This window comes from Arcanobacterium sp. (ex Cirak et al. 2026) (assembly GCF_053585065.1).
In genome coordinates this window covers 159,752-186,673 of the sequence record NZ_JBQJCE010000001.1, presented here as the reverse complement: position 1 = coordinate 186,673, position 26,922 = coordinate 159,752, and the positions used below count along the sequence as shown (strand labels likewise).

Sequence of the window (26,922 nt, the reverse complement as noted above, 5' to 3'; positions counted from 1 at the left end):
CACGCGACGTCCGAGGAACTACCTTGTCGAAAACATTCCACTCCCTGCAATACCCCAACTATCGTCTCTGGTTCATCTCGAACTTTTTCTCAGCAAGTGCGATGTGGGTGCAACGCGTGTGCCAAATCTGGATCGTGCTGACCATACTCACAGATAATTCGGCAATCGCAGTCGGAATTGTGACGGCCTTGCAGTTTGCGCCTCAAATTGTCCTCGGACCACTTGGCGGAGTACTAGCTGACCGCGGAAACCGACGTCGGGTGATTCAGGCTGGCCAGATCGTTATTGCAATGCTCTCACTCATCTTGGGTATCCTCGTCGTAACCGGGGATGCACAGCTGTGGCATGTGTATCTTCTGGCCTTTATTGCCGGCACCTCTGACGCCCTCACCTCTGCCACACGCAACACGTTCGTCTCCGAACTCGTTCCCTCGAGCGCACTTCCGAACGCGATCTCGCTCAATTCCACAGCATTTAATATCGCCCGTCTCATCGGCCCAGCAACTGCAGGCGTGATGATTGACTGGTTCGGCGCCGGATGGGTTCTCATTGCCGATTTCACGATCTTCTTCGTGCCGGTTGTCACACTCATCCTCATGCGGAAGGAAAACTTTTTCCCCTTCTCAGCAGTCGCGCGTCACAAAGGGATGGTTCGCGAGGGCTTTTCGTATATCAAAACGCGTAGCGATATCCTCGGTATCCTGATACTCGTCGGTGTGATCTCCGGCCTGGGCTTCAATTTCCAGATGACTCAGGCGCTGATGGCTACACAAGTTTTCAACCGCAGTGCTGGCGACTACGGTTTGCTCGGCTCCGCTCTCGCAATCGGTTCTCTTTCGGGAGCGTTAATTGCTGCGCGACGTGCTGCTCCGCGATTTTCCTATATCCTCTTCGCTGGCTTCACCTTCGGATTCATGTCGATCGGTGCAGCTTTCGCGATCAACTATTGGGTGTTCGCTCTTCTCATGGTTCCATGCGGGTTCCTCATGCTGACATTCTTGATCGGCTGTAACACCCTGATTCAAACTTCCGTTCCGCCGGAACTACGCGGGCGCGCCCTGGCGATCTACTTCGCAATCAACCTTGGATCCACTCCACTCGGTGCCATTCTTGTAGGATGGGTCGGCGAAAATTTTGGCGCGCGGTGGTCGTTAGCGATCGGTGGCATCGCAGCCCTGATTGTCTCACTGGTGGTTTTTGTGTGGACAAAGTCGCATTGGGACGTGGAACTTCACCGCGCCCGTCACTGGCCGTTTGTCTCAATCAACGGTCCGCGCGAACGCGCTCACCTCTCCGAGCAAGAAAATGCAGATCTGACAGTCCAGCGTGTTCGTCGCGGTGATGAACACGCGACTGAAGCCTAGCGGTTCTTCTTCAGTCCCATCCAGGCGGTTCCGCGCACACGCCACATCATGGTGGCAGCGCGTGCTCCCATAAAGACGAGAGCATATCCGCCCCATAGCGCAAGCATACCGACTGTACCTGCCTTCCATAGCAGGAAGAGCACAGCAACCGGCGCAAAAGCAACCAGCGCAATCACCATGTAACGCGCGAGCGCGCGAGTATCCCCCGCACCGATCAGCACGCCGTCGAGAATGTAGGCAACCGACGCAACTGGCATCGACGCGGCAATCACCCACATGGCATATCGTGCAACCTCACGCACTTCACCGTCGGCAGTCATCGCCCACGGTACGGCGAATGCGAGGAGTACGTAAAGTATCCCCACACCAATACCGGCTCGGACACCCCACGCCTCACAGCGACGCAAGATCCGATGCACCTCATGCGTGTCACCACGCCCAAGCCCTTGACCGGTGAGGATTTGTGCGGCTGTGGCAAGCGAATCCATTCCAAACGAAGCAAAGTTCCACATCGTCATCACGATCTGATTCGCGGCTAGTTGCACGGTTCCCAGGTGCGTTGCAGCCGAGATCTGTAAGATGAGCGCAGCACGCAGACACAGCGTGCGAATCACGAGCGGCCCGGCGTCGCGTAATGAGCGCATCACTCCGCCTCCCGACGGGGTGAGAGGTGCATGGTGTGCGCGAGCCAGTTTGACGACGGCGTAGGTCAGGTAGCCGCCCATTGCAGTTTGCGCGATAGCAGAACCAGCGCCTGCACCAGCAACACCAAGTCCTGCACCATAGATGAGAAAGGCGTTCAATGGGATGTTGGCGAGTGCTCCAGCCGTGGCAGCTTTGAGTGGCGTTTTGGCGTCCGCAAAGCCACGTAAAGTTCCGTTTGCTGCCAAGACGAGGAGCATTCCAGGCAGGCCAGGCGCACAGGCACGTGTATAGGCAACAGCTTGATCAGCGACGTCCGCAGCGGGCTGGAATAGTCCGATCACTGATGGTGCAAATATATGCAGAGTAATTGCCAGGATGGCACCCAGAGTGAGCGCCAACCACATGCCGTCGATCCCTTGACGCAATCCACGTGCAGGCTTTCCTGCACCGACAAAACGTGCAGTGGCAGCAGTAGTGGCATAGGAAAGAAAAATGCACACGCCCACGATGGTGCCTAACACCGTGGAGGCAAGTGAGAGACCGGCAAGGGGAACCGTCCCAAGACGCCCGACCATCGTCGAATCTACCCCGATGAGGAGTGGTTCCACGAGGAGTGTAGCGAGCGAGGGCAATGCGAGGGCAAGTATTTGATGGTCAAGTTCGCGTGAATTCAGCGCGTTTGCATATTTGCCTGCGTCCTGAGAATCGTGCGTTACGGCATGTGAATGTTCTTTTCGTGATGTCATCATTTCCACCTTACCCGCGTATGCGATCATGGTGCCGGAATGCGTGGAAGATATGTGGACTCGTATTCCAAAATAATGTGCTGTGGAGAACTTGAGGTTTTTACACAGGCTGGGCGTGCCGCCAATGTACCGAATGGAGCAATATTCCACAGATGTGAATAACTCGGTGGGCGAAATTACGGGCTTTCCTGCGAATTTATCCACGATTGTGGGTAACTGTGTGCAAAACTGTGGATAACTTCGATTATTTTTCCACTACTTGTCCACTGTTTCAGACAAGAAATCCACAATAAACAGTAAAGTTTCCACAGCCTCTGTGGAAACTTTACTCTTTTCATGTCCTACCGCTACTCACAACAACAACAAAATACATGGCGTTGCCACGGACATCACTGATGCGTGGGTTCTTCCCAGGGGCGACGGTTGATCCTGCGCGAAAGGATGACGTACGCAATCACAAGAACCACCGCAGCTAGACGCGCCCACTGCGATTGCCAGAAAGCCAACATGCCCACACACGCCACGAGCAAAACAAAGATGAGGGCAATGTTCTCACGCCCTTTGCCGTACTCAAGTGCTGAAGTCACTGACCATCCTGCGAATAGCACTAAGAGAGTTGCCTCAAAAAGGAGTAACCAAAAGGAGTCAGTCGAGTCACCAACATTTTGCGTAAACGATGTCGCTAACCCTACCCACGCAAGAATAGGGAAATATTCAACGATCGCAGTAGTGGTCATCTTCACGGGCTGCTCACCCATTATGCACTCCTTCTATTGAATGTTCCTATGATATATCGAAAGTGGCGGTGGAGAGGAAAACCTCTCCACCGCCACAAAATTCAGCTGGATCTGACCGCTACTACCACGTCATCCCGCGTTGAACATCAACGAATGTTCGCGAGCTTCTTTGACGTAACGACATCCCCTCATCATGACATCATGAGGCAGCTACAACCGAAAGGTTGGCGCGAGCCTCGATATCCTCGCCGAGCTTGACCAGTGCAGTGTACTCACCAACCGACTTGATGTGCTGCGACAGGTTGATCGAACGACGATCAACGTTCTTGCCGGTGGCAGCATTGATAGCCTGGGCAACATCAGCGGTCGAAACGCCACCGAAGAGGCGGCCATTTTCACCAGCAGTCTTCACAATCTGGAAGGTGACACCTTCGATTGCCTCGCGAGCCTCGCGAGCAGCTTCGATCGATTCGGTAGCGCGCTTACGACGCGACTCCGTGATCTGATCGATCTGTCGCTGAGCACCCTTAGTCCACGCGGTAGCGTAGCCACGCGGGATGAGGTAGTTACGAGCGTAGCCATCCTTGACGGTGGCGACATCGCCCGCGTCGCCCAGACCCTTAACTCCGTGAGTAAGAATAATCTTCATTATTTATTACTCCTCTCAGCGGTTCGAGCTGGTGTAGGGGAGCAGTGCCATTTCACGCGCGTTCTTCACGGCGCGAGCGATCTGACGCTGCTGCTGAACGGTGACGCCGGTGACGCGCTGCGAGCGGATCTTACCGCGGTCCGAAATGAACTTGCGCAGGGTTGCGGTGTCTTTGTAGTCGATGTTCTCGATCTTCGCAGCCTTGAGGGGATTTCCCTTCTTCTTCGGCTTGCGCAGAACTGGCTTTGCCATTATTCCTCTTCTCTATACGGGGTCGAAACCCCAAAAAGTTCATGAGATACGCGTGTGACGCGCGAGTGCCTCAGCCATTGACCGAGGCCGTAAGAGATCAGAACGGCGGGTTATCGTCGAACGACGATCCACCTGCCGGCGCCTGGCCCCACGGATCCCCTGCCGAGCCACCTTGGGGTGCATCGTACGATGCACGTCCTTGGTTGTACCCGCCTTGGGGTGCGTAGTTGTTGCCACCGCCGAAGCCGGAATTTCCGCCACGGTTTCCTCCGCCGTTACCGCCTGCCCGCTTTGACACCTGTGCGGTGGCATAGCGCAATGACGGACCCACTTCATCAACCTGCATTTCAACGGAGGTTCCCTGAGAACCATCGTTGCGCTGGTAAGAGCGGATTTGAAGGCGTCCGGTCACGATAACGCGCATTCCCTTAGAAAGAGATTCGGTTACGTTTTCTGCGTAGTCGCGCCAAACGGAGCAGCGAACAAACATCGCTTCGCCGTCTTCCCACTCATTCGTGGATCGGTTAAACGTACGCGGAGTGGACGCCACGGTGAAGGAAGCAACAGGCGTACCAGAGCCTACGTACTTGAGTTCCGGATCAGCCGTGAGGTTGCCGGTGACGGTAATAATCGGTTCGCCTGCCATGATCTTCTCCTTAGTTCTTTGCCTGCTTGGGCTCGAAGCGCAGAAGCTTGGTGCGCAGAACGGACTCATTGAGTCCGAGCTGGCGATCGAGCTCCAGTGCGGTTGCCGACTCGGCGGTCATGTAAACGACCACGTACACGCCTTCCGACTTCTTCTTGATGTCGTAGGCGAGGCGACGGCGACCCATGATGTCCGTCTTGTCCACAGTTCCGCCTTCGGCGGGGACGACGGCGAGCAGCTTGTCGAGGTAAGACTGCAGGTTACGCTCATCAACTTCAGGATCGAGGATGATCATCATCTCGTACTGACGCATGGTATACCCACCTCCTTTGGTCTAAAACGGTTGCGGTCCTTCCGCAACAGGAGGGTTCATGCTTGTGCATGTCTCACGGGTGTGGCACATGCACCGCATCACTCTACCGGATTAGCCGTGAAATTTCGTGCGTTTTGGGCCACATGTGGAGAACATGTTCACACACTATTTTCCGTGCTGAACCGAATTATTTGCAGGCTCATGTCCAGGAGGAGCCGGCGGTGGATACGTGTGGTTCAAACCCCCGTCATTCACCGGTGGCTCAACGGGGTTCTCCGGAACTGACGGCTTTGGCTGTTCCTTCGTCGGCTGAGGCTTTGGCTCTTCTTCAGGTGCCGGGGTACTGAGATCTGGCGTCGGAGTCAGTTCAGGTGTTGGATCCGGCTCTGGAGCCTGGTACTTCGGAGCCGGAACATAAGGCTCGGGTGCCGCTTGCCCTTCAGGGAGTGGGAACTTCTCTGGCGACATATCTGCCAGGGCAGCATTCATGTACTCGTGCATGACAATGCCTGGCAAATTACCGCCTGCCACCTGGGTCTCCCCGCCGAACGGCGCCAGTTTTTCTTCCTCACCATGAGGGCCGATCTGAATCATGTCCACAACAGTCGCAAGCTGCGGGGTGTAGCCACCGATCCATGCAGACCATGGGCCTGACGACGTACCGGTTTTCCCTGCCATGGGATGTCCAGAAACACCCTTTCCTTCAGCAGTTCCACCCCAGTCGTAGACACCTTGCATCATCTGGTTCATCGTGCGAACATCGTTCGCCTCGATCACCTGGTTCGCTGAAGTCGGACCAGTATAAATAACGTTTCCAGCCTTATCCTTCACTTCTCGAATGAGATGTGGGATGGCTTGCTTTCCATCATTCGCGAGTGTGCCAAACACCTTGATCATGTCAATCGGGCGTGCAGATGCGGAACCCAGAACATTTCCGACACGTGAATCCAAGCCTGGAGTCTTCTCGGGAAGGCCAAGATCAATCGCGGCCTGTTTTGCTTTCTCGGCACCTACCTTCTCGTTGAGGATGATGAAAGGAGTGTTGATCGATTGAGCCGTCGCGCGAGCAAGTGTCACAGAACCGTGGTCACGCTCGTCGACGTTGTTGAAGGTTGTGCTGCCAACTTTGTAATGCGCAGGCGAATCCACACGCGAATACGGCCCCCATCCTTCACGGACAGCAGCAAGCAATCCAAAAACTTTGAACGTCGAGCCACCCTGAGCGCGATCTTGTGTCACGAGATTTCGCTGACGCTTCGCATAATCAGCGCCACCGTAAAATGCCACGATTTCGCCGTTTGTTGGATTCATCGACACAGCGCCCACGTAGTTGTTCTTCGGACGATCTTTCGGAAGCTTCGCCACTGCTTCTTCCAGAGCTTTCTGATTCTTCGGTTCGATCGTTGTGGTCACACTAAATCCACCGCGATCAACTTCTTCTTCACTGAATCCGCCCTGGTTAATGAGTTCGGACTTAACTGCCGTAACAATATAGCCAGTGGTTCCCTTCAGTGAATGATTCGCTGAAGGGGAGATCGTCTTCGGCATTGTTTTGCTGGCTCCGTTGTACTCCGCCGCGGTGATCCAACCGTCTTCTTTCATCAGATTCAGCACACGTTCGTAGCGTTGCTGAGCCCGTTGAGGACTAATCGCAGGATCCCACGCTGAGGGGGCAGGGATAATCCCCGCAATAAGGGCTGATTGTTCAAGAGTGAGATCCTTGGCAGAAACATTGAAGTATGCCTTCGCTGCAGATTCGATACCGTACGTACCTCGGCCAAAATAGATGGTGTTCAGGTAGTTTTCCAAAATTTGTTCTTTGGACTGACTGCGATCAATTTTCAAAGCGAGGAGAGCTTCTTTACCTTTGGAAACCAACGACGCATTCGTTCCAGTGTAGTAGCGTTCGGCATACTGCTGGGTCAACGTTGACCCACCTTGGGTTGGCAAGCCGCGAATATTGTTCCAAAATGCGCGCGCGATACCCTTCAAATCCACACCGTTATTCTGGTAGAAACGTCGATCCTCGCTGGCCACCACTGCGTTGCGCATAAACGGAGAAATCTTATCTAACGGAACTGAATCACGATTCACCTTGGAAAAGGATCCAAGTTTCGTTTTTCCATCCGCATAGTAGGTCATCGTGTTCTGTGCTAATGCGAAGTCTGCAGGCGCTGGAATCTTTGTCGCCGCATATAGGCCGGCCAGGCTTCCAAAGCCGAGAGCGATCAACAGTAAAAAAGCCCCGATAACTACACGCCACGAAGGCACCCACCGGCGAATAGGGCCGTAGCCCGCGCGCGGATAGTTCCACCCTTTAACGCGCTTCGGCTTAGTCTTCGCCTTCGTTGACGTCACCATTATTTCCCTCACTTGTCATTGTTTGCATGCCTTCTAGGCGCTTTAAGCTGCCCAGTTAGCCCAGAGAGCCGACGGTGGTTCTTCTTCTGTCCCTCGCCCGTGTCTTCGTTCGAAGATCCACCAAAGGGATTTCGGAACTCTATAAATTCATCCTCTACTTCAGCATCAATATCGTAAAAACCTTCACGCCGACGCGTTTTCGCCTCGTCTTCCGAGATGAGGAATGCGTCAACCCACCTGCTCCTGGGGTCAGAGTCTACTAGGAGAGCCTTGAAGAAAAGTGTGAGAGGCACCGCAAGAATGGATCCTAACCATCCCACAATAACCGTCCAAATCGTCAACGAGATAAAGGTGACCGTCGTCGACAAGCCAACACGATCGCCAGTGAACTTCGGTTGGATGAAGGTCTGGATCACCACGTTCGACACCACATAGAGCACGGCTACCCACATCATCGATTGCCATCCCTGATCCAGCAATGCCATGAGCATCGGGGGAACAACCCCCATAAAGAAGCCCACATTCGGGATGTAGTTCGTAATGAATGCCCAGACACCCCAGGTCCACGCAAGCGGCACACCAAGCATCTGCATACCGATGGCGTCAATCACAGCCACAATCAGACCGAAAACGGTGGAGATAATCCAGTACTGGCGAACCCTGCGTTCAAAGCTCCCGAGTGCTGAAGCGAGGTGTGAGTGCGTCATTCGCATGATCGTATTTCGTGATCCGAGTACCATCGTGTCCACCGTGATGAAGAACAACGCCACCACGACGATCATAATCAGACCACCCACTGACGAGACATAATCGAACAGGCTCCATGCCCATCCCACAACCGAATTAAAATTCAGTTGGTTGAGATATACCGAGAAATCCTGCGTTTCGATCCCCTTGTCTTGAGCGAACTGCAAGACAGTTTGAACGATGTTTTCAAAGTTATCCGAATACTTCATGAGTGTTGCCGGCAGAGGCATCAACGACAACACAGCAATTCCCACAACAGTCAAAATAAAGCCCACCACGGTGATGATCATCGCGGTGGCAGCAAGCCATGACGGCCAGCCCTTCTTCATGAGCCATTGACCGATTGGCCGGAACGCTAGCACGATCGTAAATGCTAAGAAAACCGGCCCGAAAACATTTTGAATTGCGGAAAGACCAGCCCCCACAATCACCAAGAGAGCAAGAACCGCGAGAATGACGATTCCGTTAATTTTCCCGCTGGCCTGAACAATTTCCTCGCTGTCACTGCCAATACCGTGATTGTCATGGCCAGATTCTGACAGCTCAACATCAGGTTGGACATGCTGAGCCTGGCGCTCACCATCTGAATCGCTCGCGCGCTCCGGTGCGAGTGGGGTTTCGTTTTCCACTTTCCCTCTCTTTCGTTCACGTTTATTGTGCCCGATAGATACGACACTTTTTGTCGAACACTCGCCCACAGCGCAACTTCAGAGATTACTCACTGCGGATTCCTCGTCTTTTTCGCCGACGCCGATGCGCACATATATTGTCCCACACACACCACACACGACGGTCGCCACACAAAAGACGATTCGGTTCCATCCCTCTGGCGGTAACACTAAAACCGCAGACAGAGCAGCCAAAATAAAGGCCATGTTAAAAGCCATATCATAGAAGACAAAGGCTCGTCCACGATAACGGTCTGCCGTAGTGGTTTGGACGATCGTGTCCACCGCAATTTTCGACCCTTGTGCAGAAAACCCCAGGAGCACTGCTGCGATATGCAACCACGGAGTGTGCCATGAACCAGCAACAATCACCTGTGACACTGCCGTGATGCCAAAACACCAACATATCCACGTCCATGGGCTCATCACATTATTCGCAATCGGTGTCGCCACCACTGCTAGTGCATTGCCGACAAACGAGACGCCCCCGACCAGCGCGAATTGCGCGAATCCAGCGGAGGTATTCATCGGATCCGCTAAGAGATGTCGAGAGATCATGATCAACGCAACGAAGTTGAGACCGTAGACAAAACGGTGGGAGGCAATCGCTGCGAGCGCGAGGGCAGGAATGCGTCGGTGGATGAGGTAACGCGCCCCACTGACCATATCGGAAGTAACTTTTCTGATATCACTCCACGCGCTCGAAGTCGGTGGTGTGCGCGGTCCAAGAGCACTGGCGTCGAAAAACATCACCGAGAGCAGCGACGAGAGCCCAAAGATGGCAGCCGCAGCCACAAGTGAGCCTCCCGATGTCCACGACGGCGGAAGAGCGAGTGCCAGTAGCGCACCGATTCCGCCGCCCACAGCTGCCATCAATGAGCCGAGCGTAGGCGTAATCGAGTTTGCGATCAGATATAACCGCAAGGGAAGTGTATGAGGCAACGCCGCCGATAATCCTGCTAAGAGGAAACGATTCACCCCCAGTGCGCTCAACGCCAGAATGTAGACCACAGGGGTGTCGCCCACAGTTTCGATAAGTACTGCCAAGATCCCGGCGAGCCCCAGTCGCACTGCATTTCCCACTACCAGCACGTTGCGCCGTCGCCAGCGATCCAGAAGAGGGCCGGCAAATGGGCCAATCACTGTGAAGGGCATGAGCAGGATCGCGAAGGCGATCGCTATCTGCCCTGCCGTTGCCGCCTTCGTTGGGTTGAAAATTAAAAGTGTTGCGAGGCCTACTTGGAATAAACCGTCACCTGTTTGGGAAACGAGCCGTATCGCAAGCAACCGGCGGAACTGCCGATAGCTCAGGCATTCACGGAGTTTCACGCCCGTTCTTCCCACCACGCGAGCAGACGCCGTGTGGCCTCTTCTTCACCCAAAGGCCCCTCTTCCATACGAAGATTCAGCAAGTACTTGCGTGCCTCACCAACGTCACGCCCAGGGGTGATCCCCAGCAGATCCATAATCTGAGCACCGTCAAGATCCGGACGAATAGCATCGAGCTCTTCTTTTTCCTTCAGCGCCACGATACGTTCTTCGAGATCGTCCATCGCTGCACTGAGCCAACGCGCTTTGCGCTTATTGCGTGTGGTGACGTCAGCACGAGTGAGCCGGTTCAGACGCTCAAGGAGTTCTCCGGCGTCTGTGACATACCTGCGCACAGCAGAATCGGTCCACGCCTGTTCACCGTAGCCATGGAAACGCAAGTGCAGTTCAACCAGCCGCGAGACGGCTTTCATTGAGGCTTTATCGAATTTCAATTCTTTCATTCGGCGTCGAGTCATCCGCGCGCCGACGATATCGTGCGCATGGAAAGAGACTGTCCCGTCTGGCTCATATTTTCGAGTAGCTGGCTTGCCGACGTCGTGCATCAGTGCCGCGAATCGGAGCACGAAATCTGGCTGAGGAACTGCTCCATCGGCATCAGTTTCCAGCGCGATCGCCTGATCAAGAACAGTGAGAGTGTGCTGATAGACGTCCTTGTGACGGCCGTGTTCGTCGACCGTGGCGACCAATCCAGAAACCTCTGGAAGAACGACGTCGGCGACGCCGGTTTCAACCATCAGTTCGATTCCGCGGCGTGGGCACGCGCCAACAATAAGCTTTTCGAGCTCCGCTTGGATGCGTTCAACCGACACGATGTCAAGGCGCGAAGCTTGATCTGCCATGGCTGTCATCACGCGTTGCGACACATCAAATTCCAGCTGGGATGCGAAACGCGCCGCACGCATAATGCGCAACGGATCATCATCAAAACTCTGTTCAGCGGCAACTGGGGTATCAAGAACACCAGCTTCGAGATCGTCGAGACCGCCGCATGGATCAACCAACTCCAGCTGCGGAACTCGCACAGCCATGGCGTTCACCGTGAAATCACGCCGCGTGAGGTCACCTTCGAGACTGTCGCCGTATTTCACTTCAGGTTTGCGCGAATTGGGATCATATTCCTCGGTGCGATATGTGGTTACTTCCACCACAAGTCCATCCTTGGCAGCACCAATTGTCCCGAATTCCTTGCCGATGTCCCAGACGCCGTCTGCCCACTCTTCGAGTAGTTTCTCCGTGTCTTCCGGGCGTGCGGAGGTGGTGAAATCGAAGTCGTGAATCGGCCGTCCCAAGAACGCGTCGCGAACTGGGCCTCCGACGAGTGCCAATTCATACCCGGAACGTGAGAAAATGGATCCCAGTTGAAGGATTGCCGCAGGAAGCTGACGCAGGGACGCGAGTCCTTGCATCAACACCTCGGCACGTCGGTTCGTACCGGCGGAAGTTTTTTGTGTAAGCGGAAGCGATTCATCGGTAGGCACCTTATAAGGGTGCCATGAATTCGAGTCGAATCCCACCCCGCTTGCACCTTGGATGTACAGAAGAATTATGAGGAGAAGAGTTCCAACGCCGCCGCCCCGCCCGAGCGGCGAAAAGACGCACACCCGGCTAAGGTCTCGGCGTGCCTCGAATCTGCCTGTGTCGAACGAAACATCAGCAGGCGGCGTGATCGTTGCCGTACACAACGGGCACGCATACGTGGCCGTCATCGCGCGCCGGAATCGCGCCGGTCGTCTCGAATGGGTTCTACCCAAAGGTCATCTCGAAGGAGTCGAAACTGCACGAGAAGCAGCTGTGCGCGAAATTTCCGAAGAGACAGGTATTTTCGGGCGCGTATTGAAGCATCTCGCGTCAATTGATTACTGGTTTTCCGGCCATGACCACCGCGTTCACAAAGTTGTCCACCATTTCCTATTGGAGGCTCTCGAAGGAACCATCACTGTGGAAAACGATCCTGACCACGAAGCCGAGAAGGCAGAATGGGTGCGTATTGATCGTGTCGCGACTCGCCTGGCATATCCGAACGAACGCCGGATTGTGGGCGATGCCGCTGCAATTCTTCGAGGTGAGCGAGAGTGAAACGACGTCTGAGTGTTTTTTTCGCTACTGTATGCGCAACTTTCGCGGCCTTTGCCGGTTGTGTTGGGTCAGCAGCGGCACTCCCGACGACGTCGTCGTCTGGCTCGTCAATCGTGGCTACACCGCAGCTTCCAGCGCCGCCGTCGTTCACTCGAACTCACAAATCCTCCCAACCACAGGTCACCATCACATCCGTTGGCTCGCCTGTTCTTGCGCCAGGAACCCCACTTCGCATCACAGTGAATGTTTCCAATCCATCCACTTCACCTCTGACACTGACGCATTTCGATCTTCGCGCGGCTTACTCTTCACCACTCAATGATCAAAATATTCGCGATTGGATGCGAGGAAACCTCGATTCAGCCCCAGTTGCCCGTGATTCCTCGCCACTCACTGTTCCCCCTGGTGGGAGCGAAATCCGCACCATTAGTGTGGAAGCGAAAGACCTGACGTGGGATACGAGCCAGTTTGGATGGGGACCGCGCGGTATCCTCGTTCGCGCCACAACTGATCAGGGAGAATACCTTAGCGACACTAGCTTCATCATCGTTGCTCCGAAAGTGAACCTGCAACGCACACCGACCACCGTCGTCGCGCCGCTTGTTCGGTCGGCACACAATATTGCTCAGCAAGGGACACTCTCTGATTTTCTTGCACAGGCACGTCCCTTGAGAGTTGCGCCTGAACCGACGACGAAACCGACACCGACACCTCAGTCGGAAAAGAGCAAAGCGAGCGGAAAAACTGATCACGAAACCAACACCGCGCCTGAAGGAAACGACATCTCGTCACCCGGTGATCTCTTTGCTCAGGTTCCAGCATTCATCAAGGAACCTGAAGATATCGGGGCGATGCTTCAGCTCCTCGGACAAGCCCAGAAAGGGATGGAATTCCTCGTTGACCCCACCCTGCAAGCCTCATCAAGATTTACCGAGGCGGTATCACAGCGCGATCATCATTTCCTTCCAACTTTCGATGCGTCGATAACGTCCTTTACTGCTGCTCATCGGCCTACACTAGCCAGCGCTGCGATGTCAGAGGACAACTCAGTGACCTACGGGCTGACTGATTCGGCGTCCTTGAAGACAGCGAAAGACGCCGGTTTCACTGCAGGAATCGTCTCAAGCCGCGATTTTTTCCCACACGCAGAACTTACCTATACTCCCAGCGCTTACGTGCCAGCGAAGGAAAGTGAACTTCCAAGCGATGTGTATGTTTTTGATCAATCGCTTTCGGACACACTCGCGGGATACATGCCGGGGGCAGGCCCTGTTACCAGCGGCGCATCTGCCTCGAGTTCTCACACAAGCTCTGACTCGCAATCAAAACCTGTGGAAAAGGTTAATGCTCTCGATTCACGTCAACTCGCGCTGACTGTGTCTGCCATGCAGTACCGGGAACGTCCCAATGATCAACGAGGGATCATCGCAGCGTTTCCGCGTGGAACAGACATTCGAACGGAAACCGCCAGATCTCTTCTGCAAGCACCGTGGGCAATGCCTGCCTCCCTGGAAGATCAAAAGAAAACTGCTGCCAGTGGCGAGTACCTTGCCCGGGAAAAAGAACCGAGCACCAATGTCGTAAACGCGGATACTCTTCGTCATCTCCAACAAGCACGGCACTCGCTGGCAGCGGTTGCCAATGCCACTCCATTTAGCACTGATCTCAATCAACTCAACGATCTTTATACCTCGCTGGCAGCGGCTCAGATTTCAGCTGGGGGTCCGAGCACCGCGGCGCTTCACATTGATCACATGACAATTGCGTCCACTGCACACCTAGAGGTCAAAGTCGCTGAGACCTCTACAATTAACATGATTTCTGAGGCGTCATCGATCCCACTCCGGGTGATAAATCCGCTTCCTTTCCCTATCAATGCTCAAGTCGTTTTACGTATGCCAGACCAACGCCTGCGTGCTGATTCCCCAGCTCCAGCCGCCATCCCGGCAAAAAATTCGGCAACGATCTCTATTCCTGTCAAAGCCTATGGCTCAGGCGATCTCGATGTAGAAGCCCATGTCGAGACCCCCGGGGGTGAAGTTCTCAGCTCCCGAACCTCGCTCAATATTCGAGTGCGTGCCCAATGGGAAAACGTTGGCACAGTGGTTATCGGCTCGCTCGTGGTCATTCTCTTTGCGACAGGCGTGGTGAAGTCGGTGAGGAAGGGACGTCGATCCCATCCTGTTTCGGCTGACGAATTCGGTGAGAACGTGAAACGTTCATCTGGACAGCTATCGGGATAGACTTGTGGAAGGTCTTGCCATAGTAAAGGAGATCACGTGAGTAAGGAATTTGTGCAACCCGGCGATCGTATCGCTGAGCGATTCGATCTCGTCTATCCGATCGAGCATAGCTTGGGTGCACGCGATGGCGTGAGCGCGTGGATTGCGCGCGACACGATCCTCTCTCGCAGCCTGCGCGCAATCATTATCGGGCACGACTGCCCTCACGCTTCGGAAATCGCCGACGCTGCCCGGCGTATTGCCCTCATTTCTGATCCACACCTCGTCTCCACGATCTCTGTCATCGACACTGACTCACTCACTGCGATCTTCACTGAAGTTCCCCCGGGTATTCCGTTCACCGCGTACCTTGGCGGCGACCCTATCGATCCGCGCATCGTGTGGTCACTCGTAGGCGAAGTTGCAACGACAGTGAACAACATCCGTCACCGCGGAGTGCGACATCTCTGTTTGGACGCTTCCGACATCTTGATCCAAGACACTTCAGGGGTTGTTGTTGACGGCTTTGGCATCCAAGCTGCGCTGAATGATGAAGATACCTCACTCCCATGGGAAGATCTCGACGCTCGTGAGACAAAAGGACTCATCCAGCTCACAGCCGCACTTTTGCTTGGACGCAATGTCGATGATTCTCAAGTGAGCATCGAACGTGCTCTCGATATCGATGGTCTCCCTGAGCCCCTCAGAGCAGTTTTGTCATCGCCCGGCGACGATAAAACACCAGCCGACTTCGTGCGCGCTATTGTCCCGTGGCCCGAACTGGACACTTCATCCTTACCAGTTGTCAACGAGCCCGCCGACGTCGGCTCCCGACGTCCGGTTCCTCCCGCTACCTCTGCCGACGCCGATCGCCGCGCTTTCAACGTCGGCCACGTCGCATTTCCTCCAGTTCGTCAGCAAGATAATCCGCAGCAAAATGATACGACGGTGCAGCCAGAAGGATCATCTGAGGACACCCAGGCGATAAAGCCAGCTTCTTCAAAGGCCGAAGCCGCGCAAGTGGTTGAGAAAACGCTGGGTATTCAGGATGACAGTGGCGTGAGCAATGTGCAGTGGCCTAAACCCTCCGCTGATGAATTTGTCGCTTCAGCGATACCTGCTCCTGGAGCAGCAGCAATCATTGACAGTGTTGCAGCAGTACGGCCAGATCCGAATTTTGCACACCCCATTGAGGTTCCAGGCGAACAGGCTCCCGAGTCTGTCATTACTGATGTTGATGCCGATACAGACAGCAACGCTGGTGTCGCCTCCGGCACTGGCACTGGCACTGGCACTGGCACCGACCCTGACACTGGCACCGACCCTGACACCGCCCCTGACACTGGCACCGACCCCGACACCGCCGTCGTCCCCGTCGTGAAAGAAAACGTTGAGCAAGAGACCGCATCACCACAAGAAGCTCCTCCCCACAACACTGTGGTTATGCCGACTCTCGACCGTTACTCACCGCTGCCAGCGCAACCCCCAGAAGGTGTGACGCGCACGTCGGCTTTTGCTCCCACGCGATCAGGACACGGACCAACGCACGGTGCTATTGCAGGAGCCGGCAACTCAAGTGGAGATCTTGTTGCACCGCGCAAATTTAACCCATCCAAAGTCGTCGTCAGCGTCTTTGCAATCGGCGTAGCTGTTGCAGGTGTGTGGTCACTGGCATCACTTTTCCGTCCACTCGATCCAGTTCAACCCTCCTCAAGTGCTTCTTACCTTGACTTGAGCTCATCCAACGGAAACAGCGCTGGTCAATCACCACAGTCGCAGACATCCGACAGCAGTGTGGCACCAAAAATCGCATCCGCTGACGTCATCACTCTGGGCATCGAAAACTTCCGCGGTGCGCCAAAAACTAATGTCAATAATGTTGAAGGTATCCAAGCCGCGATCGATTCAAAGCCCGAGACCAGCTGGCGTTCGTGGTGGTTCTCTTCACAAGAGATGAAGCCAGCAGATTCCACTGTTATCGTGCTGAAACTCGTGGAAAAAGCAAATATTTCTGAAGTGAATCTCAAAGAAGCAGGCCGCGGCGGGAATATTGAGTGGCGTGACACCGTTCCTGAAAAGGCAACGGAAGGCGATGTGGTCGCCCAGGGAGAGCTCAGTGGTGACACCACGCTGAGAGCCAAAGATCCGGTGGCTACTGACACCGTGGTTCTTCGGGTCACTAAGCTCCCCGTGGGAACCGACGGAAAATTCCGTCTCAACATTTCAGAAATTACGCTTAAGTAACAACTATCGGAAAGGCCTTTCATGGCAGTTCATGACGTCATCATTGTTGGATCAGGACCAGCTGGTTGGACCGCTGCAGTCTACACGGCACGCGCAGGCATGAAGCCGATCGTGCTAGCAGGAACCCTCGAAGCCGGCGGTGCGCTGATGAACACCACCGAAGTGGAAAATTACCCTGGCTTCCCCGATGCCGTTCTTGGCCCAGAGCTGATGGACAAGATGCAGAAGCAAGCTGAGCGTTTTGGAGCTGAGGTGCTCTATGAAGACGCTGTTCGCTTTGAACTCGATGGCCCGGTGAAGAAGATCCACACCGACTCACAGACCTACGAAGCCTACACCGTTATTTTAGCTCTGGGTTCTGCCTATAAGAAGCTTGGTTTCCCGCGTGAAGCTGAGCTTTCTGGCAAAGGTGTCTCATACTGTGCTACCTGTGATGGGTTCTTCTTCAAGGATCGCGAGATCGTCGTGGTTGGTGGCGGTGACACCGCTGTCACTGAGGCTCTCTTCCTTGCCCGCTTCGGTTCGACGGTTCATGTTGTTCACCGTCGTGATGAACTGCGTGCCTCCAAGATTATGGCGAACCGACTCCTGGCGAATGACAAGATCGTCATGCACTGGAACAAGGAAGTTGTCGATGCCCGAGGCGAGGGGGCACTTGAGTCCTTGACCTTGCGCGATACTGTCACCGGTGAAGAAAGCACGCTGGCAGCAGCCGGACTTTTTGTGGCAATCGGTCACGAACCGCGTACAGCAGTTCTTGATGGAGCAGTTGAACTCGAAGACGGTGGATACATTAAGGTGGCCGAACCGACAACAGCTACCTCAATCCCCGGTGTCTTCGCTGCTGGAGATGTTGTCGACCATCTCTACCGCCAGGCGGTTACTGCAGCTGGTACTGGTGCCCGCGCGGCAATGGATTCGGAGCGTTACCTGATCGATCACAAGTCAGAGCTCGAATCTCTTCACTGAGGCAATAGCGCCAATTTCTCATACGCAGACTCGCGTCCACTTGCTGTTCTACACAGCAAGTGGACGCGAGCTTTATCGTCGGATATGGGCTGTGTTTCACCAGGTCACGCGCGGTTTCCACCATTCCAACAATGGTGTGGCACAGCGTTAATCAAATGAATCAGCTAACTATGCGGTCGAGAACAAAATCGTCGACGTCGGCGGACTAGCTCCCGTCACGCAGTTACGGCACCTCGTGCACGAATCATGCATGAATACATGTGAGGGAACGCCACCATGTCCAACAAGAAAAACTCACGGTACCTGCCAATGATCCAGTGTCCGACACCGTTTCACGTGAAACGAACCTCTCCGAACGATACCTCGTTCGATAGATCTCCCATCAAAAACTAAGCCCACATTGAAACTCCACAGCGTCTCAGCGTGAGCCTCAGATACCGTCTTATCTCCCGACAACTGAATTCTGAATCGACGGTGTTCACAAAACTCATATGGTTGGTTGGCGTAGTTTCCATTCTTCACTTCGTGAGCGGCTTCACGCATCTTCTGATGATTCGTGGCATGATTAGCGAAAACATATTGTGATCCAAGGAGGAATTGTGAGCGGCCATAACAGCATTTCATCAAAGATTGCCTCGGCAGCCGCCGCAGGCACGCGTCTGGATCCGTGGTTTGATGCCTATGCCGACCGCGCTTTAGGAATGAAGCAGTCAGAAACTCGCTCCCTTTTTGCCGTTGCAAACCGCCCAGAGGTTGTCTCTCTCGCAGGCGGTATGCCGAACATCGTCGGACTTCCGCTCGATTTCCTTGCCGACATGACCTCTCGACTCATTCGTGAACGCGGGCCTCAGTTGCTTCAATATGGCGGGGGACAGGGCGAAGAAGAGCTGCGCGAAATGATCCTCGAAGTTATGCGCGCAGAAGGCATTCGTGCCCACGTGGACAATATCGTTGTGACCACCGGAAGCCAGCAAGCACTTGATCTCGTCACTCAAATTTTCATTAATCCAGGCGATACCATCGTGGCAGAAGCCCCAAGCTATGTAGGCGCACTCGGTGTTTTCCGTGCTTATCAAGCTAATGTTGTGCACGTAGCAATGGATGCGGACGGGATGATTCCGCACGCGCTCGATGAAACGCTCACTCGTCTCGCCTCTGAGGGCAAGCCCGTGAAGTTCATTTACACCGTTCCGAACTTCCACAATCCGGGCGGTGTGTGCATGTCAGACGAACGCCGCCCTCAGATCGTCGAAATCGCACGCCGACACCACGTCCTTATTCTCGAAGATAACCCTTACGGAATGCTTGGCTTTGACGATCAGGTCATGCGTCCGCTGCAAACCTACGATCCCGACGTCGTCGTTTATCTCGGTTCTTTTTCGAAGACTTTTGCACCAGGTTATCGCGTGGGATGGGCGCTTGCACCGCACGCCGTCACCCAACGCCTCGTCCTAGCCAATGAGAATGCCGTACTCTCGCCAACGAAGGTCGGCCAGCTTTCAATCGCAGAATACCTACGCACCTATGATTGGATGGCACAAATCAAGGAATATCGGACGATGTATAAGGGACGCCGCGATGCGATGATCGGAGCACTCTCGAAGTATCTCCCACAATGTGAGTGGAATGTTCCCGCCGGCGGCTTCTATACATGGGTGAAGATTCCTGACGGCCTCGATGCCAAGGCAATGTTGCCGCGTGCAACGGCGAAACTCGTGGCTTACGTTTCCGGAACTGCTTTCTATATGGATGGCCAGGGCCGCGATCATCTGCGCTTATCCTTCTGCTATCCGCCGGAGGATCACATCGTAGAGGGCGTTCGCCGACTTGCCGGGGTTATCGAAGCAGAAGAAGAGCTCGTGGGACTTTTTGGGACAGCAAATCTTCGTCACCGTGACGGTTTTGAACGCCCAGCACCCGATCTCCTCTGACACCGACAAATCATCCATACCCACGACAGATAATTTTCCTCTGAAAGGACATGCCATGGATAAGCCCCTCACTGTTGCGGTGCTCGCCGGCGGACTCAGCCACGAGCGCGATATTTCCTTACAATCGGGCCGCCGTATCGCTGCTGCTCTCACTGATTCTGGCATTCAGGCAAAAGTGCTCGACGTCGATTCGCAGCTTTTGCAACGGCTTGAGGCACTCGAACCCGATGTTGCTTGGCCGCTTTTGCATGGATCAACAGGCGAGGACGGCTCACTTCAGGATCTCTTGACACTCATCGGACTGCCTTTTGTGGGATCAAACGCTGACGGCTGCCGGTTGGCTGCCGACAAAGCCGTTGCAGCCTCAGTTTTAGGAGCATCAGGTGTTCATGTTCCAGAATCAACGGCTCTTCCTCAGTCTCTCTTCCGCGACGTCGGTGCCGGGCGTGTTCTTGACCTTATCGAGGATCGCTACGGCTTCCCCGTCGTCGTCAAGCCGACGAAGTCCGGTTCTTCCCTCGGACTGACTGTGGTGCGCTCAAAAGCTGAACTACCGGGTGCAATGGTCGATTGCTTTGCGTACGGCGATAGTGCACTTATTCAGAAGTTTATCGAGGGACGTGAATTCGGTGTCGCCGTCGCCGATTTTGGCGACGGCGCGATGGCGCTACCGCCGGTTGAAGTAGTCGCCACCGGCCCCTACGACTTCGATGCACGTTACAACCCTGGGCGTGTTCAGTACTTCGTTCCAGCGCGAGTCGATGACGTGGAACGTGAAATCATTGCCTCTCTCGCGGTCAACGTTCACAAGGCACTCGGGCTCAAACATCTTTCCCGCACTGACATCATTCTCGACAACGATGGGGTAGCGTGGTTCATTGATGTCAATACATCACCTGGTATGACGGAGACGTCATTATTTCCGTTAGCAGCACAGGCTCATGCTGCTGAACAGGGTAATTCCGTCGAAAGTGTCTATCTTCACATTCTTGCTTCCGCAGGGGCTGACGCTGATGCAGAAGTCTAAGGTTTCCGCCTAGGGTGTTCTCTCACGCTCGAAGTGCGTGGAAAAACACCCTAGGTCACGGAGATTTTTCGATTGGCCACAAATACTGAGTCGTTATTCGGGCGATTTACTATGACACGGAGAGCCTAGCGGGGGCGGGCCTAGCGGGGGCGGGCCTAGCGGGGGCGGGCCTAGCGGGGGCGGGCCTAGCCCTCTTGACTATGCTGAATCGGAAATTCGATTCCGCCGTCACCGAGTTCACTCAGGATACGATTCAAATCGTCCAGTGAACCAAAGTCAATTGCGATCTTTCCCTTGCGTTGCCCCATGTTCACTTTGACTCGCGTATTCAGGCGATCTGCCAGACGTGTTGCAAGTGCTCCGAGTTCGTCGGGGTATTGAGAAACTCGCGGCCGACGTCGTGCGGCAGCAGCGCCCTCTTCACCCATAGCAACGATTTCTTCAACTGCACGCACAGAAAGACCTTCAGCCACAATACGCTGTGCCAAGCGTTCCATCGCCGCAGGATCAGTGAGCCCAAGCAGCGCACGCGCATGACCAGCTGAGAGCACTCCAGCGGCCACTCTCCGCTGGACGAGTGGAGGCAACTTCATGAGGCGAAGTGTATTAGAAATCTGTGGGCGTGAACGTGCAATCTTTCGCGAAAGCTCTTCTTGGGTACAACCGAAATCCTCTAGAAGCTGTTGATACGCTGCTGCTTCTTCCAACGGATTGAGTTGTGCTCGATGAAGATTCTCAAGTAACGCATCACGAAGTAAATCCGTATCTTGCGTGTGTCGGACAATCGCCGGGATTTCGCTAAGTCCCGCTCGTTGCGCTGCTCTCCAGCGGCGCTCGCCCATAATGAGCTCGTATCGAACTTCAGGATACTCCAAAGCTGTTTCAGTTAGGGGGCGGACGACAATCGGTTGAAGGACTCCAACTTCTTTAATCGAATCAGCGAGTTCCTGAAGGTCGTCCTCATCGAAAATTGTTCGCGGCTGCGCACGATTCGGCATGATCGATTGAAGATCGAGTTCGCCATAGGTGGTGCCAGGAATCGGGAGCAGAGCGTCGTCCGACTGATCTGTCTCACTTGTGCTCTGCGTACCTGTTGTGCTCTGCGTACCTGTTGTGCTCTGCGTACCTGTTGTGCTCTGCGTACCTGTTGTGCTCTGCGTACCTGTTGTGCTCTGTGTACCTGTTGTGCTCTGTGTACCTGTTGTGCTCTGTGTACCTGCCTTCGGATCAATCGTCTGTGGCAGGCTAGTCGTCTTTATTTGTCGTATTTCACTGTTAGCGTGTTTCTCAGGTGCCCTATTTTCTGCAGCTTTTTTCTTTCCTGAGGGCGTCTCATTTGCTAATTTTTTAGCGACATCTTGCGAAATCTCAGTACTTGCTGTGGCCTTCGGTGAGACTTTATCCGCAGCAGTAACAGAGTCTTTTTTCCTCGCACCCTCTGCCGTCTGGTCATTATTTGGTTGAGGTGTTGCGCCGGCAAAGAACACATCAATTGGACGAGTCTTCTTTTCTTTCTGGTTATTAGGAATCAACGATCCTAAGCCGACGCCCAAACCACGACGCTTCTCAGCCATTTTATTGTTCCCTCTTTCGGAAATTACGGAATTATATATAGGTATTTATTGCTGCTAATTCAGCGTTATCTTTTTACGTAATAATTATATTTCTTGTGATATTTCAAAAGCAGCTGCGGTATAGGCGATAGCACCAGATGAGCGCGGATCATACGTAATGACCGTTTGATGGAAAGACGGCGCTTCAGAAATACGGATGTTACGAGGAATTTCGACCGACAGTGTTTCTTTCGGGAAGTAGGAGCGAACCTCACTTGCAACATCTTGAGCCAAATTCGTTCTCTTATCGAACATCGTCAGAAGAATAGTAGAGATAGCGACATCTGGATTTAATGCGGTACGTACCGAGTCGATTGATTTCATAAGCTGAGTAAGACCTTCCAATGCGTAATACTCAGTTTGAATTGGGATCAAAATTTCACGGGCAGCCACAAGCGCATTCAATGTGAGTAACCCTAAACTTGGCGGGCAATCGATAATCACATAATCGAGTTCAACTCCACGTTCAGCAAAGGTTCTGAGCGCACTATCAAGTGCGTCGCGGAGCCGATATTCACGTCGTTCCCCACCCACAAGTTCGATCTCAGCCGACGAGAGATCGATCGTTGATGGGACAACGAAAAGAGAGTCGAAGTCAGGTGATGGTGCAACTGCATCAACCAGCGGCAATTCACCGGTCATTACCTCATAAATGGAAGGTGTTCCTGACACATGCTCAACGCCTAACGCGGTTGAAGCGTTTCCCTGCGGATCTGCATCGATTACGAGTACATTAAGCCCGCCTTTCGCAAGCGCCCCAGCCACATTCACCGCGGACGTTGTTTTCCCGACGCCGCCCTTCTGGTTTGCAACTGTGAAAATGCGCGTCTGTTTGGGGGACTTAAATTTCGCGTCCTTCAGTTTTGCCATAAGTTCGCGATCAGCAACAAGATCAGCTCCGACAGGAGTGTTGTCATCGTCAAAAATCGAAGCCCATTCCTGTGATGGCGGAATATGGTTAATCTGAGAAGCTTTCTTACGAGGGTCGGACAATGTGTCACACTCCTTACGTTTGATGTGCTCTATTCTACCCTGAAATCGCCTAATGACCTATATAAAATATATTTTTCGTCGCGATTTAGTTCATAAATTTTTTATCCACAAAAATGTTGCCTTATTTTGTTTTCCACAAATATTTCTATTAGTTGTTCTTCGCTTCACGCACGTGATAGTAAGCGTTTCCTATTTCACGTGAAACCGTTTTTCTAGTCACCGACTGTTGAAATTTTTCCTTTGCTCGTGAAAATTGTGGATTTTGTTGATCATGCGCGCTTGTTTCACGTGAAACATGGATTTTGTAGAATCTCGTAAATTTATGATTATGAGAATCCCGTTATGCCACAGTTTCTATGAGCTCCAGACAGCTCACAAAATCATAGTAATTTCGAAAAAGCTGTTCACCCAAAAGGGTTCAAGGAAATATTTCATGTTATTTGACGTGCACAGTGCACTGTGAGTGGATGCTAGCACCTACGGAAGGGGTATATATCTAGCTTGGGGGAATAGGGAAACGTCGAAATAAAAGCTCTCTTTCACCGGCATGAGTGAAGCCTCCACGTATTTTCACTGCCACCGATGAACTAAACTATTTCACAGCTCAGTTCATTTATTCCAAATTTCATGGAGGCCACCGAAGATCCTCTAATCTCAGTTGGCTCGCACTGATAAATTTATCATCAGGGAAGTGGACCACACTGATACAGTTTTCCCGAATCTAGATTTTGCGGCAAGATCCCACACTCTCACTTTCCATATACGCCGTGTCAGAAGATTCTAAGGAACATCTTATCGGCTAGTTATTTCAATAACATTGCGCTTCGTTGGAAAATAGTGGTTTTTCAGTGCGCTTTTCATGCGCATTCTGAAAGTATTACATTCGCTGGCTAGCAGAAGAGTGAGGTGGTATCCATTGCAATAAACGATTCTATGAATTCACCAGAGCTATCCGGATTGCTTATCCAGGTAGCTAGAACAAGGAAATATTTTGAAAAGCAGCTTTCTCTCATGCGATCTCTGTTTCACGTGAAACATTCATTGAGTCAAAGCACATATCACTACCTGTTTAGATGGTTTCTTATCGTTAATATAACCGCAAGAACATCAAATTTGGCCGTAAGAGATGATTCCCTGACGAATCTCCTCTCAACAAACGAACCATTGTGTGGCCTTAAATGTGAGTCTTCAGCTTCAACAGAGGTATCAAAATAACACAATGTAGAGAATACATAAAATTGGTTAGCTTCTATTCCTATTTGCTTTTGTCACACTGAAAAGCATTCTATTCTCATTACCGTTAACATGTGATGCCATTTCTTTCAGAGGCATGTAGTGACCTCTAGACCTACTACAGGCGTAGCGGCATCTGTCTAAATATTTTGCAATGGTACGCATTAGCTAGCACTAATCGTGTGATGACCTCCCTTGTAATAAATACTTAAGGGTTCTCTGTCATCAGTTAGCATGAAACTTTCAGAGATTCTAGCGAAGCATCTGATCCGCACAGTTCCGTAAAATCGAAAATCTTCATACTCATCTGCTCATTGTCTTCGTTCCTGCTCTTCATCGCCGGTCATTAGGGGAGTGTTGGATCGACGTTTCACGTGAAACGTCCAAATTGAATCGGAGTGAGCTTTGTCTTCCACGAACGGGAAACGAAACCGATACCTCGGTATCATTCGTTGAGGAGCAATCCAAGCAAGAATATTGAGCTATACGTCAAGCCATGACCACCAATTCATATGTCGTCATATAACGAACGATCCACCGATCTGGTATCAATCTTTTCTCAAGTTGAGTGACGAGTTTCTTTAGAAACTCTTGAACGAGTTCCCCAATACCCGTATATTTCTTCGGTATCTCTCACTATAAGAACGTGAAACTATATAAGAATGCATTCACAAAAGCATTGACGTTCACTTAGCAAACGAGTTCATGAGCCAATCAAGAAAGAAATAAAATTTGAAATTTTATCTCGTCTACAAGACGGAGATAGTTAAATATATTTCAAAGAAAGCTACTCTCTCAGTAAAGGTGGGGTAGCCATGAATAGTTTTCTTTCAACAGTGCTTCTCAGAGTTCTGAACTTGAGTTTGGTACCTGAAAATGTATAACTTTCCCAAACATGGGAAAGACATAGACATTCCTACTCTGTCTATCGAGCTGTAGAACAATTCCAGAAGTTTCACGTGAAACATCGCGAATGTCTTACTGAATAGGGAGGAACCCCTCATCTGATAAAACATGAAATGTTAGAGGCAGAGCAGATAGCTTGCTGTATATTCCCGTGCACTGAATGTTCATGAATTAGACGCCACCACATGACAGTTAAGTAAATAGGTAACGCTAATTTATCGATGCTTCCAACGTTTTAGTTTTTTGATCTCGACAATCCGAGTTCCTTCAGAGGTGCCCCACACATCAACGTCGTGAACATCTACCCACTCGGCACCGTATTTGCGTAACTGCTTATCAGCCTCGTCGATTTCAACTTCAGCTCGTCCCCCTTTCAACGCAACAACACGACCGCCATCGCGAACCAAAGGCATCGTCCACGGAACCAGCTTCTTCAATGCAGCAACAGCACGTGCTGTCACAACATCTGCAGAAAAACCCTTAAGATCCTCTGCACGGCCACGGATTACTTCAACATTATCTAATTCGAGATCCTCAACAACGTACTGAAGCCATTCACTTCTGCGTTCCATTGCTTCAATAAGTGACACCTGAACACCAGGACAGGTGATCGCGAGGACAAGCCCAGGGAAACCAGCACCGGAGCCGACATCTGCCACAGACATTGAATCTTCAATAAATTGATTAATTGCTGTGGAATTGAGGAGGTGACGTGACCACAGCTTATTCATTTCACGTGGACCGACAAGACCTCGTAATTGACCTTCGTTCCCAAGTAATTGGGCAAATCGGGAAAGTCGCCCCCATTGCAAATCGCCAAAATGTTCAGCTCCATGTAAGGGAGCAGGCTCAACTGAACCATCTTGTTTTACTGGAATATTGTTATTCTGATGGTCGCTCATTGCCCTCTTACCTCCGCTGAAAATTACCGATTTAAGACTGCCACATCAGTCGATAAACCGCCATATAACAGCAGTTTCAGATGCATATCGCAGTATGTGCAACTTACTTTTCCGCACGTCACAAACTCACAGAAAATACGAGGACGCTACGATGCCCTCACATTGTAAACGGAATACCCCATGCCCCCTTGCCTTTATTCACAGGAACGTACCGGATTTAAGCCGCTTGTTACTCGCTTACATTGACACACCAAGAATCTCAGATGCGTGCCTAGAAGAGACAGAGAGGTGGAATATTATCAACTCTCATAAACTGTCAGTAGAGGATTCTTCCATTTTCGAGATG

The 26,922-nt window shown here is 52.6% G+C and carries 20 protein-coding genes; 7 read left to right on the top strand and 13 right to left on the bottom strand.

Annotation, left to right across the window (positions count from 1 at the left end):
* The first annotated feature begins 23 nt into the window (after positions 1 to 23).
* Positions 24 to 1,364 (top strand): MFS transporter, encoded by a 1,341-nt coding sequence (locus tag ACTOVJ_RS00810; RefSeq protein ID WP_449501517.1) that lies wholly within the window; start codon positions 24 to 26, stop codon positions 1,362 to 1,364.
* Here ACTOVJ_RS00810 and ACTOVJ_RS00805 read toward each other — a convergent pair.
* From ACTOVJ_RS00805 to ACTOVJ_RS00760, 10 genes are all read right to left on the bottom strand, one after another.
* Positions 1,361 to 2,755 carry an MATE family efflux transporter gene (locus ACTOVJ_RS00805; protein WP_449501518.1) on the bottom strand — a complete coding sequence of 465 codons (1,395 nt, stop codon included), beginning with the start codon at positions 2,753 to 2,755 and terminating at the stop codon, positions 1,361 to 1,363. The genes ACTOVJ_RS00810 and ACTOVJ_RS00805 overlap by 4 nt on opposite strands.
* A 389-nt stretch (positions 2,756 to 3,144) precedes the next feature.
* On the bottom strand, positions 3,145 to 3,513 hold the full coding sequence (locus tag ACTOVJ_RS00800) for a hypothetical protein (protein WP_449502790.1): 369 nt from the start codon (positions 3,511 to 3,513) through the stop codon (positions 3,145 to 3,147).
* Between the two features lie 178 nt (positions 3,514 to 3,691).
* Entirely contained in the window at positions 3,692 to 4,141 is a 450-nt protein-coding gene (gene rplI / locus ACTOVJ_RS00795; protein WP_449501520.1) for a 50S ribosomal protein L9, read from the bottom strand.
* 15 nt (positions 4,142 to 4,156) lie between these two features.
* Positions 4,157 to 4,393, bottom strand: a complete 237-nt coding sequence (gene rpsR, locus ACTOVJ_RS00790; protein WP_278058425.1) for a 30S ribosomal protein S18 — start codon at positions 4,391 to 4,393, stop codon at positions 4,157 to 4,159.
* A 97-nt stretch (positions 4,394 to 4,490) separates the two neighbouring features.
* Positions 4,491 to 5,039 carry a single-stranded DNA-binding protein gene (locus tag ACTOVJ_RS00785; protein ID WP_449501521.1) on the bottom strand — a complete coding sequence of 183 codons (549 nt, stop codon included), beginning with the start codon at positions 5,037 to 5,039 and terminating at the stop codon, positions 4,491 to 4,493.
* A gap of 10 nt (positions 5,040 to 5,049) precedes the next feature.
* A complete protein-coding gene (rpsF, locus tag ACTOVJ_RS00780; protein ID WP_449501522.1) occupies positions 5,050 to 5,352 on the bottom strand; it encodes a 30S ribosomal protein S6 in 303 nt (100 codons plus the stop codon).
* A 165-nt stretch (positions 5,353 to 5,517) separates the two neighbouring features.
* Positions 5,518 to 7,710, bottom strand: coding sequence for a transglycosylase domain-containing protein (locus tag ACTOVJ_RS00775; protein WP_449503797.1), 2,193 nt, complete (start codon positions 7,708 to 7,710; stop codon positions 5,518 to 5,520).
* 11 nt (positions 7,711 to 7,721) lie between these two features.
* A complete protein-coding gene (locus tag ACTOVJ_RS00770; RefSeq protein WP_449503798.1) occupies positions 7,722 to 9,089 on the bottom strand; it encodes an AI-2E family transporter in 1,368 nt (455 codons plus the stop codon).
* 78 nt (positions 9,090 to 9,167) lie between these two features.
* Positions 9,168 to 10,457, bottom strand: coding sequence for an MFS transporter (locus ACTOVJ_RS00765; protein ID WP_449503799.1), 1,290 nt, complete (start codon positions 10,455 to 10,457; stop codon positions 9,168 to 9,170).
* Positions 10,454 to 11,866: a CCA tRNA nucleotidyltransferase gene (locus ACTOVJ_RS00760; protein WP_449502814.1), complete on the bottom strand. Its 1,413-nt coding sequence runs from the start codon at positions 11,864 to 11,866 to the stop codon at positions 10,454 to 10,456. Before ACTOVJ_RS00760 ends, ACTOVJ_RS00765 begins: the two co-directional genes overlap by 4 nt.
* A gap of 139 nt (positions 11,867 to 12,005) precedes the next feature.
* On the opposite strand from ACTOVJ_RS00760, the gene ACTOVJ_RS00755 reads away from it, so the two are divergent.
* The 6 genes from ACTOVJ_RS00755 to ACTOVJ_RS00730 all read left to right on the top strand — a co-directional run bounded on the left by ACTOVJ_RS00755 (position 12,006) and on the right by ACTOVJ_RS00730 (position 20,929).
* Entirely contained in the window at positions 12,006 to 12,536 is a 531-nt protein-coding gene (locus ACTOVJ_RS00755; RefSeq protein WP_449501526.1) for an NUDIX hydrolase, read from the top strand.
* Positions 12,533 to 14,779 carry a DUF6049 family protein gene (locus ACTOVJ_RS00750; protein WP_449503800.1) on the top strand — a complete coding sequence of 749 codons (2,247 nt, stop codon included), beginning with the start codon at positions 12,533 to 12,535 and terminating at the stop codon, positions 14,777 to 14,779. The genes ACTOVJ_RS00755 and ACTOVJ_RS00750 overlap by 4 nt, the downstream gene beginning before the upstream one ends.
* Positions 14,780 to 14,815: 36 nt before the next feature.
* On the top strand, positions 14,816 to 17,002 hold the full coding sequence (locus ACTOVJ_RS00745) for a protein kinase family protein (protein WP_449503801.1): 2,187 nt from the start codon (positions 14,816 to 14,818) through the stop codon (positions 17,000 to 17,002).
* 21 nt (positions 17,003 to 17,023) lie between these two features.
* On the top strand, positions 17,024 to 17,971 hold the full coding sequence (trxB, locus tag ACTOVJ_RS00740) for a thioredoxin-disulfide reductase (protein WP_449501529.1): 948 nt from the start codon (positions 17,024 to 17,026) through the stop codon (positions 17,969 to 17,971).
* A gap of 599 nt (positions 17,972 to 18,570) precedes the next feature.
* Positions 18,571 to 19,902: an aminotransferase-like domain-containing protein gene (locus ACTOVJ_RS00735; protein WP_449501530.1), complete on the top strand. Its 1,332-nt coding sequence runs from the start codon at positions 18,571 to 18,573 to the stop codon at positions 19,900 to 19,902.
* 55 nt (positions 19,903 to 19,957) lie between these two features.
* Entirely contained in the window at positions 19,958 to 20,929 is a 972-nt protein-coding gene (locus tag ACTOVJ_RS00730) for a D-alanine--D-alanine ligase family protein (protein ID WP_449501531.1), read from the top strand.
* Between the two features lie 185 nt (positions 20,930 to 21,114).
* Here the strand turns inward: ACTOVJ_RS00730 and ACTOVJ_RS00725 are convergent, their stop codons facing one another.
* The 3 genes from ACTOVJ_RS00725 to rsmG all read right to left on the bottom strand — a co-directional run bounded on the left by ACTOVJ_RS00725 (position 21,115) and on the right by rsmG (position 26,576).
* Positions 21,115 to 22,503 (bottom strand): ParB/RepB/Spo0J family partition protein, encoded by a 1,389-nt coding sequence (locus ACTOVJ_RS00725; protein WP_449504596.1) that lies wholly within the window; start codon positions 22,501 to 22,503, stop codon positions 21,115 to 21,117.
* Between the two features lie 84 nt (positions 22,504 to 22,587).
* Positions 22,588 to 23,535, bottom strand: coding sequence for a ParA family protein (locus ACTOVJ_RS00720; RefSeq protein WP_449501533.1), 948 nt, complete (start codon positions 23,533 to 23,535; stop codon positions 22,588 to 22,590).
* Positions 23,536 to 25,889: 2,354 nt separating this feature from the next.
* Positions 25,890 to 26,576, bottom strand: a complete 687-nt coding sequence (gene rsmG, locus ACTOVJ_RS00715; protein WP_449504595.1) for a 16S rRNA (guanine(527)-N(7))-methyltransferase RsmG — start codon at positions 26,574 to 26,576, stop codon at positions 25,890 to 25,892.
* Between the last annotated feature and the right edge of the window lie 346 nt (positions 26,577 to 26,922).

What these genes read in the sequence shown, in the direction of transcription:
- ACTOVJ_RS00800 (WP_449502790.1), bottom strand. Translation starts at nt 3,513, where the DNA reads ATGGGTGAGCAGCCCGTGAAGATGACCACTACTGCGATCGTTGAATAT.
- rsmG (WP_449504595.1), bottom strand. Translation starts at nt 26,576, where the DNA reads ATGAGCGACCATCAGAATAACAATATTCCAGTAAAACAAGATGGTTCA.
- ACTOVJ_RS00755 (WP_449501526.1), top strand. Translation starts at nt 12,006, where the DNA reads ATGAGGAGAAGAGTTCCAACGCCGCCGCCCCGCCCGAGCGGCGAAAAG.
- ACTOVJ_RS00805 (WP_449501518.1), bottom strand. Translation starts at nt 2,755, where the DNA reads ATGACATCACGAAAAGAACATTCACATGCCGTAACGCACGATTCTCAG.
- trxB (WP_449501529.1), top strand. Translation starts at nt 17,024, where the DNA reads ATGGCAGTTCATGACGTCATCATTGTTGGATCAGGACCAGCTGGTTGG.
- ACTOVJ_RS00760 (WP_449502814.1), bottom strand. Translation starts at nt 11,866, where the DNA reads ATGCAAGGACTCGCGTCCCTGCGTCAGCTTCCTGCGGCAATCCTTCAA.
- ACTOVJ_RS00725 (WP_449504596.1), bottom strand. Translation starts at nt 22,503, where the DNA reads ATGGCTGAGAAGCGTCGTGGTTTGGGCGTCGGCTTAGGATCGTTGATT.
- ACTOVJ_RS00785 (WP_449501521.1), bottom strand. Translation starts at nt 5,039, where the DNA reads ATGGCAGGCGAACCGATTATTACCGTCACCGGCAACCTCACGGCTGAT.
- rpsF (WP_449501522.1), bottom strand. Translation starts at nt 5,352, where the DNA reads ATGCGTCAGTACGAGATGATGATCATCCTCGATCCTGAAGTTGATGAG.
- rpsR (WP_278058425.1), bottom strand. Translation starts at nt 4,393, where the DNA reads ATGGCAAAGCCAGTTCTGCGCAAGCCGAAGAAGAAGGGAAATCCCCTC.
- rplI (WP_449501520.1), bottom strand. Translation starts at nt 4,141, where the DNA reads ATGAAGATTATTCTTACTCACGGAGTTAAGGGTCTGGGCGACGCGGGC.
- ACTOVJ_RS00730 (WP_449501531.1), top strand. Translation starts at nt 19,958, where the DNA reads ATGGATAAGCCCCTCACTGTTGCGGTGCTCGCCGGCGGACTCAGCCAC.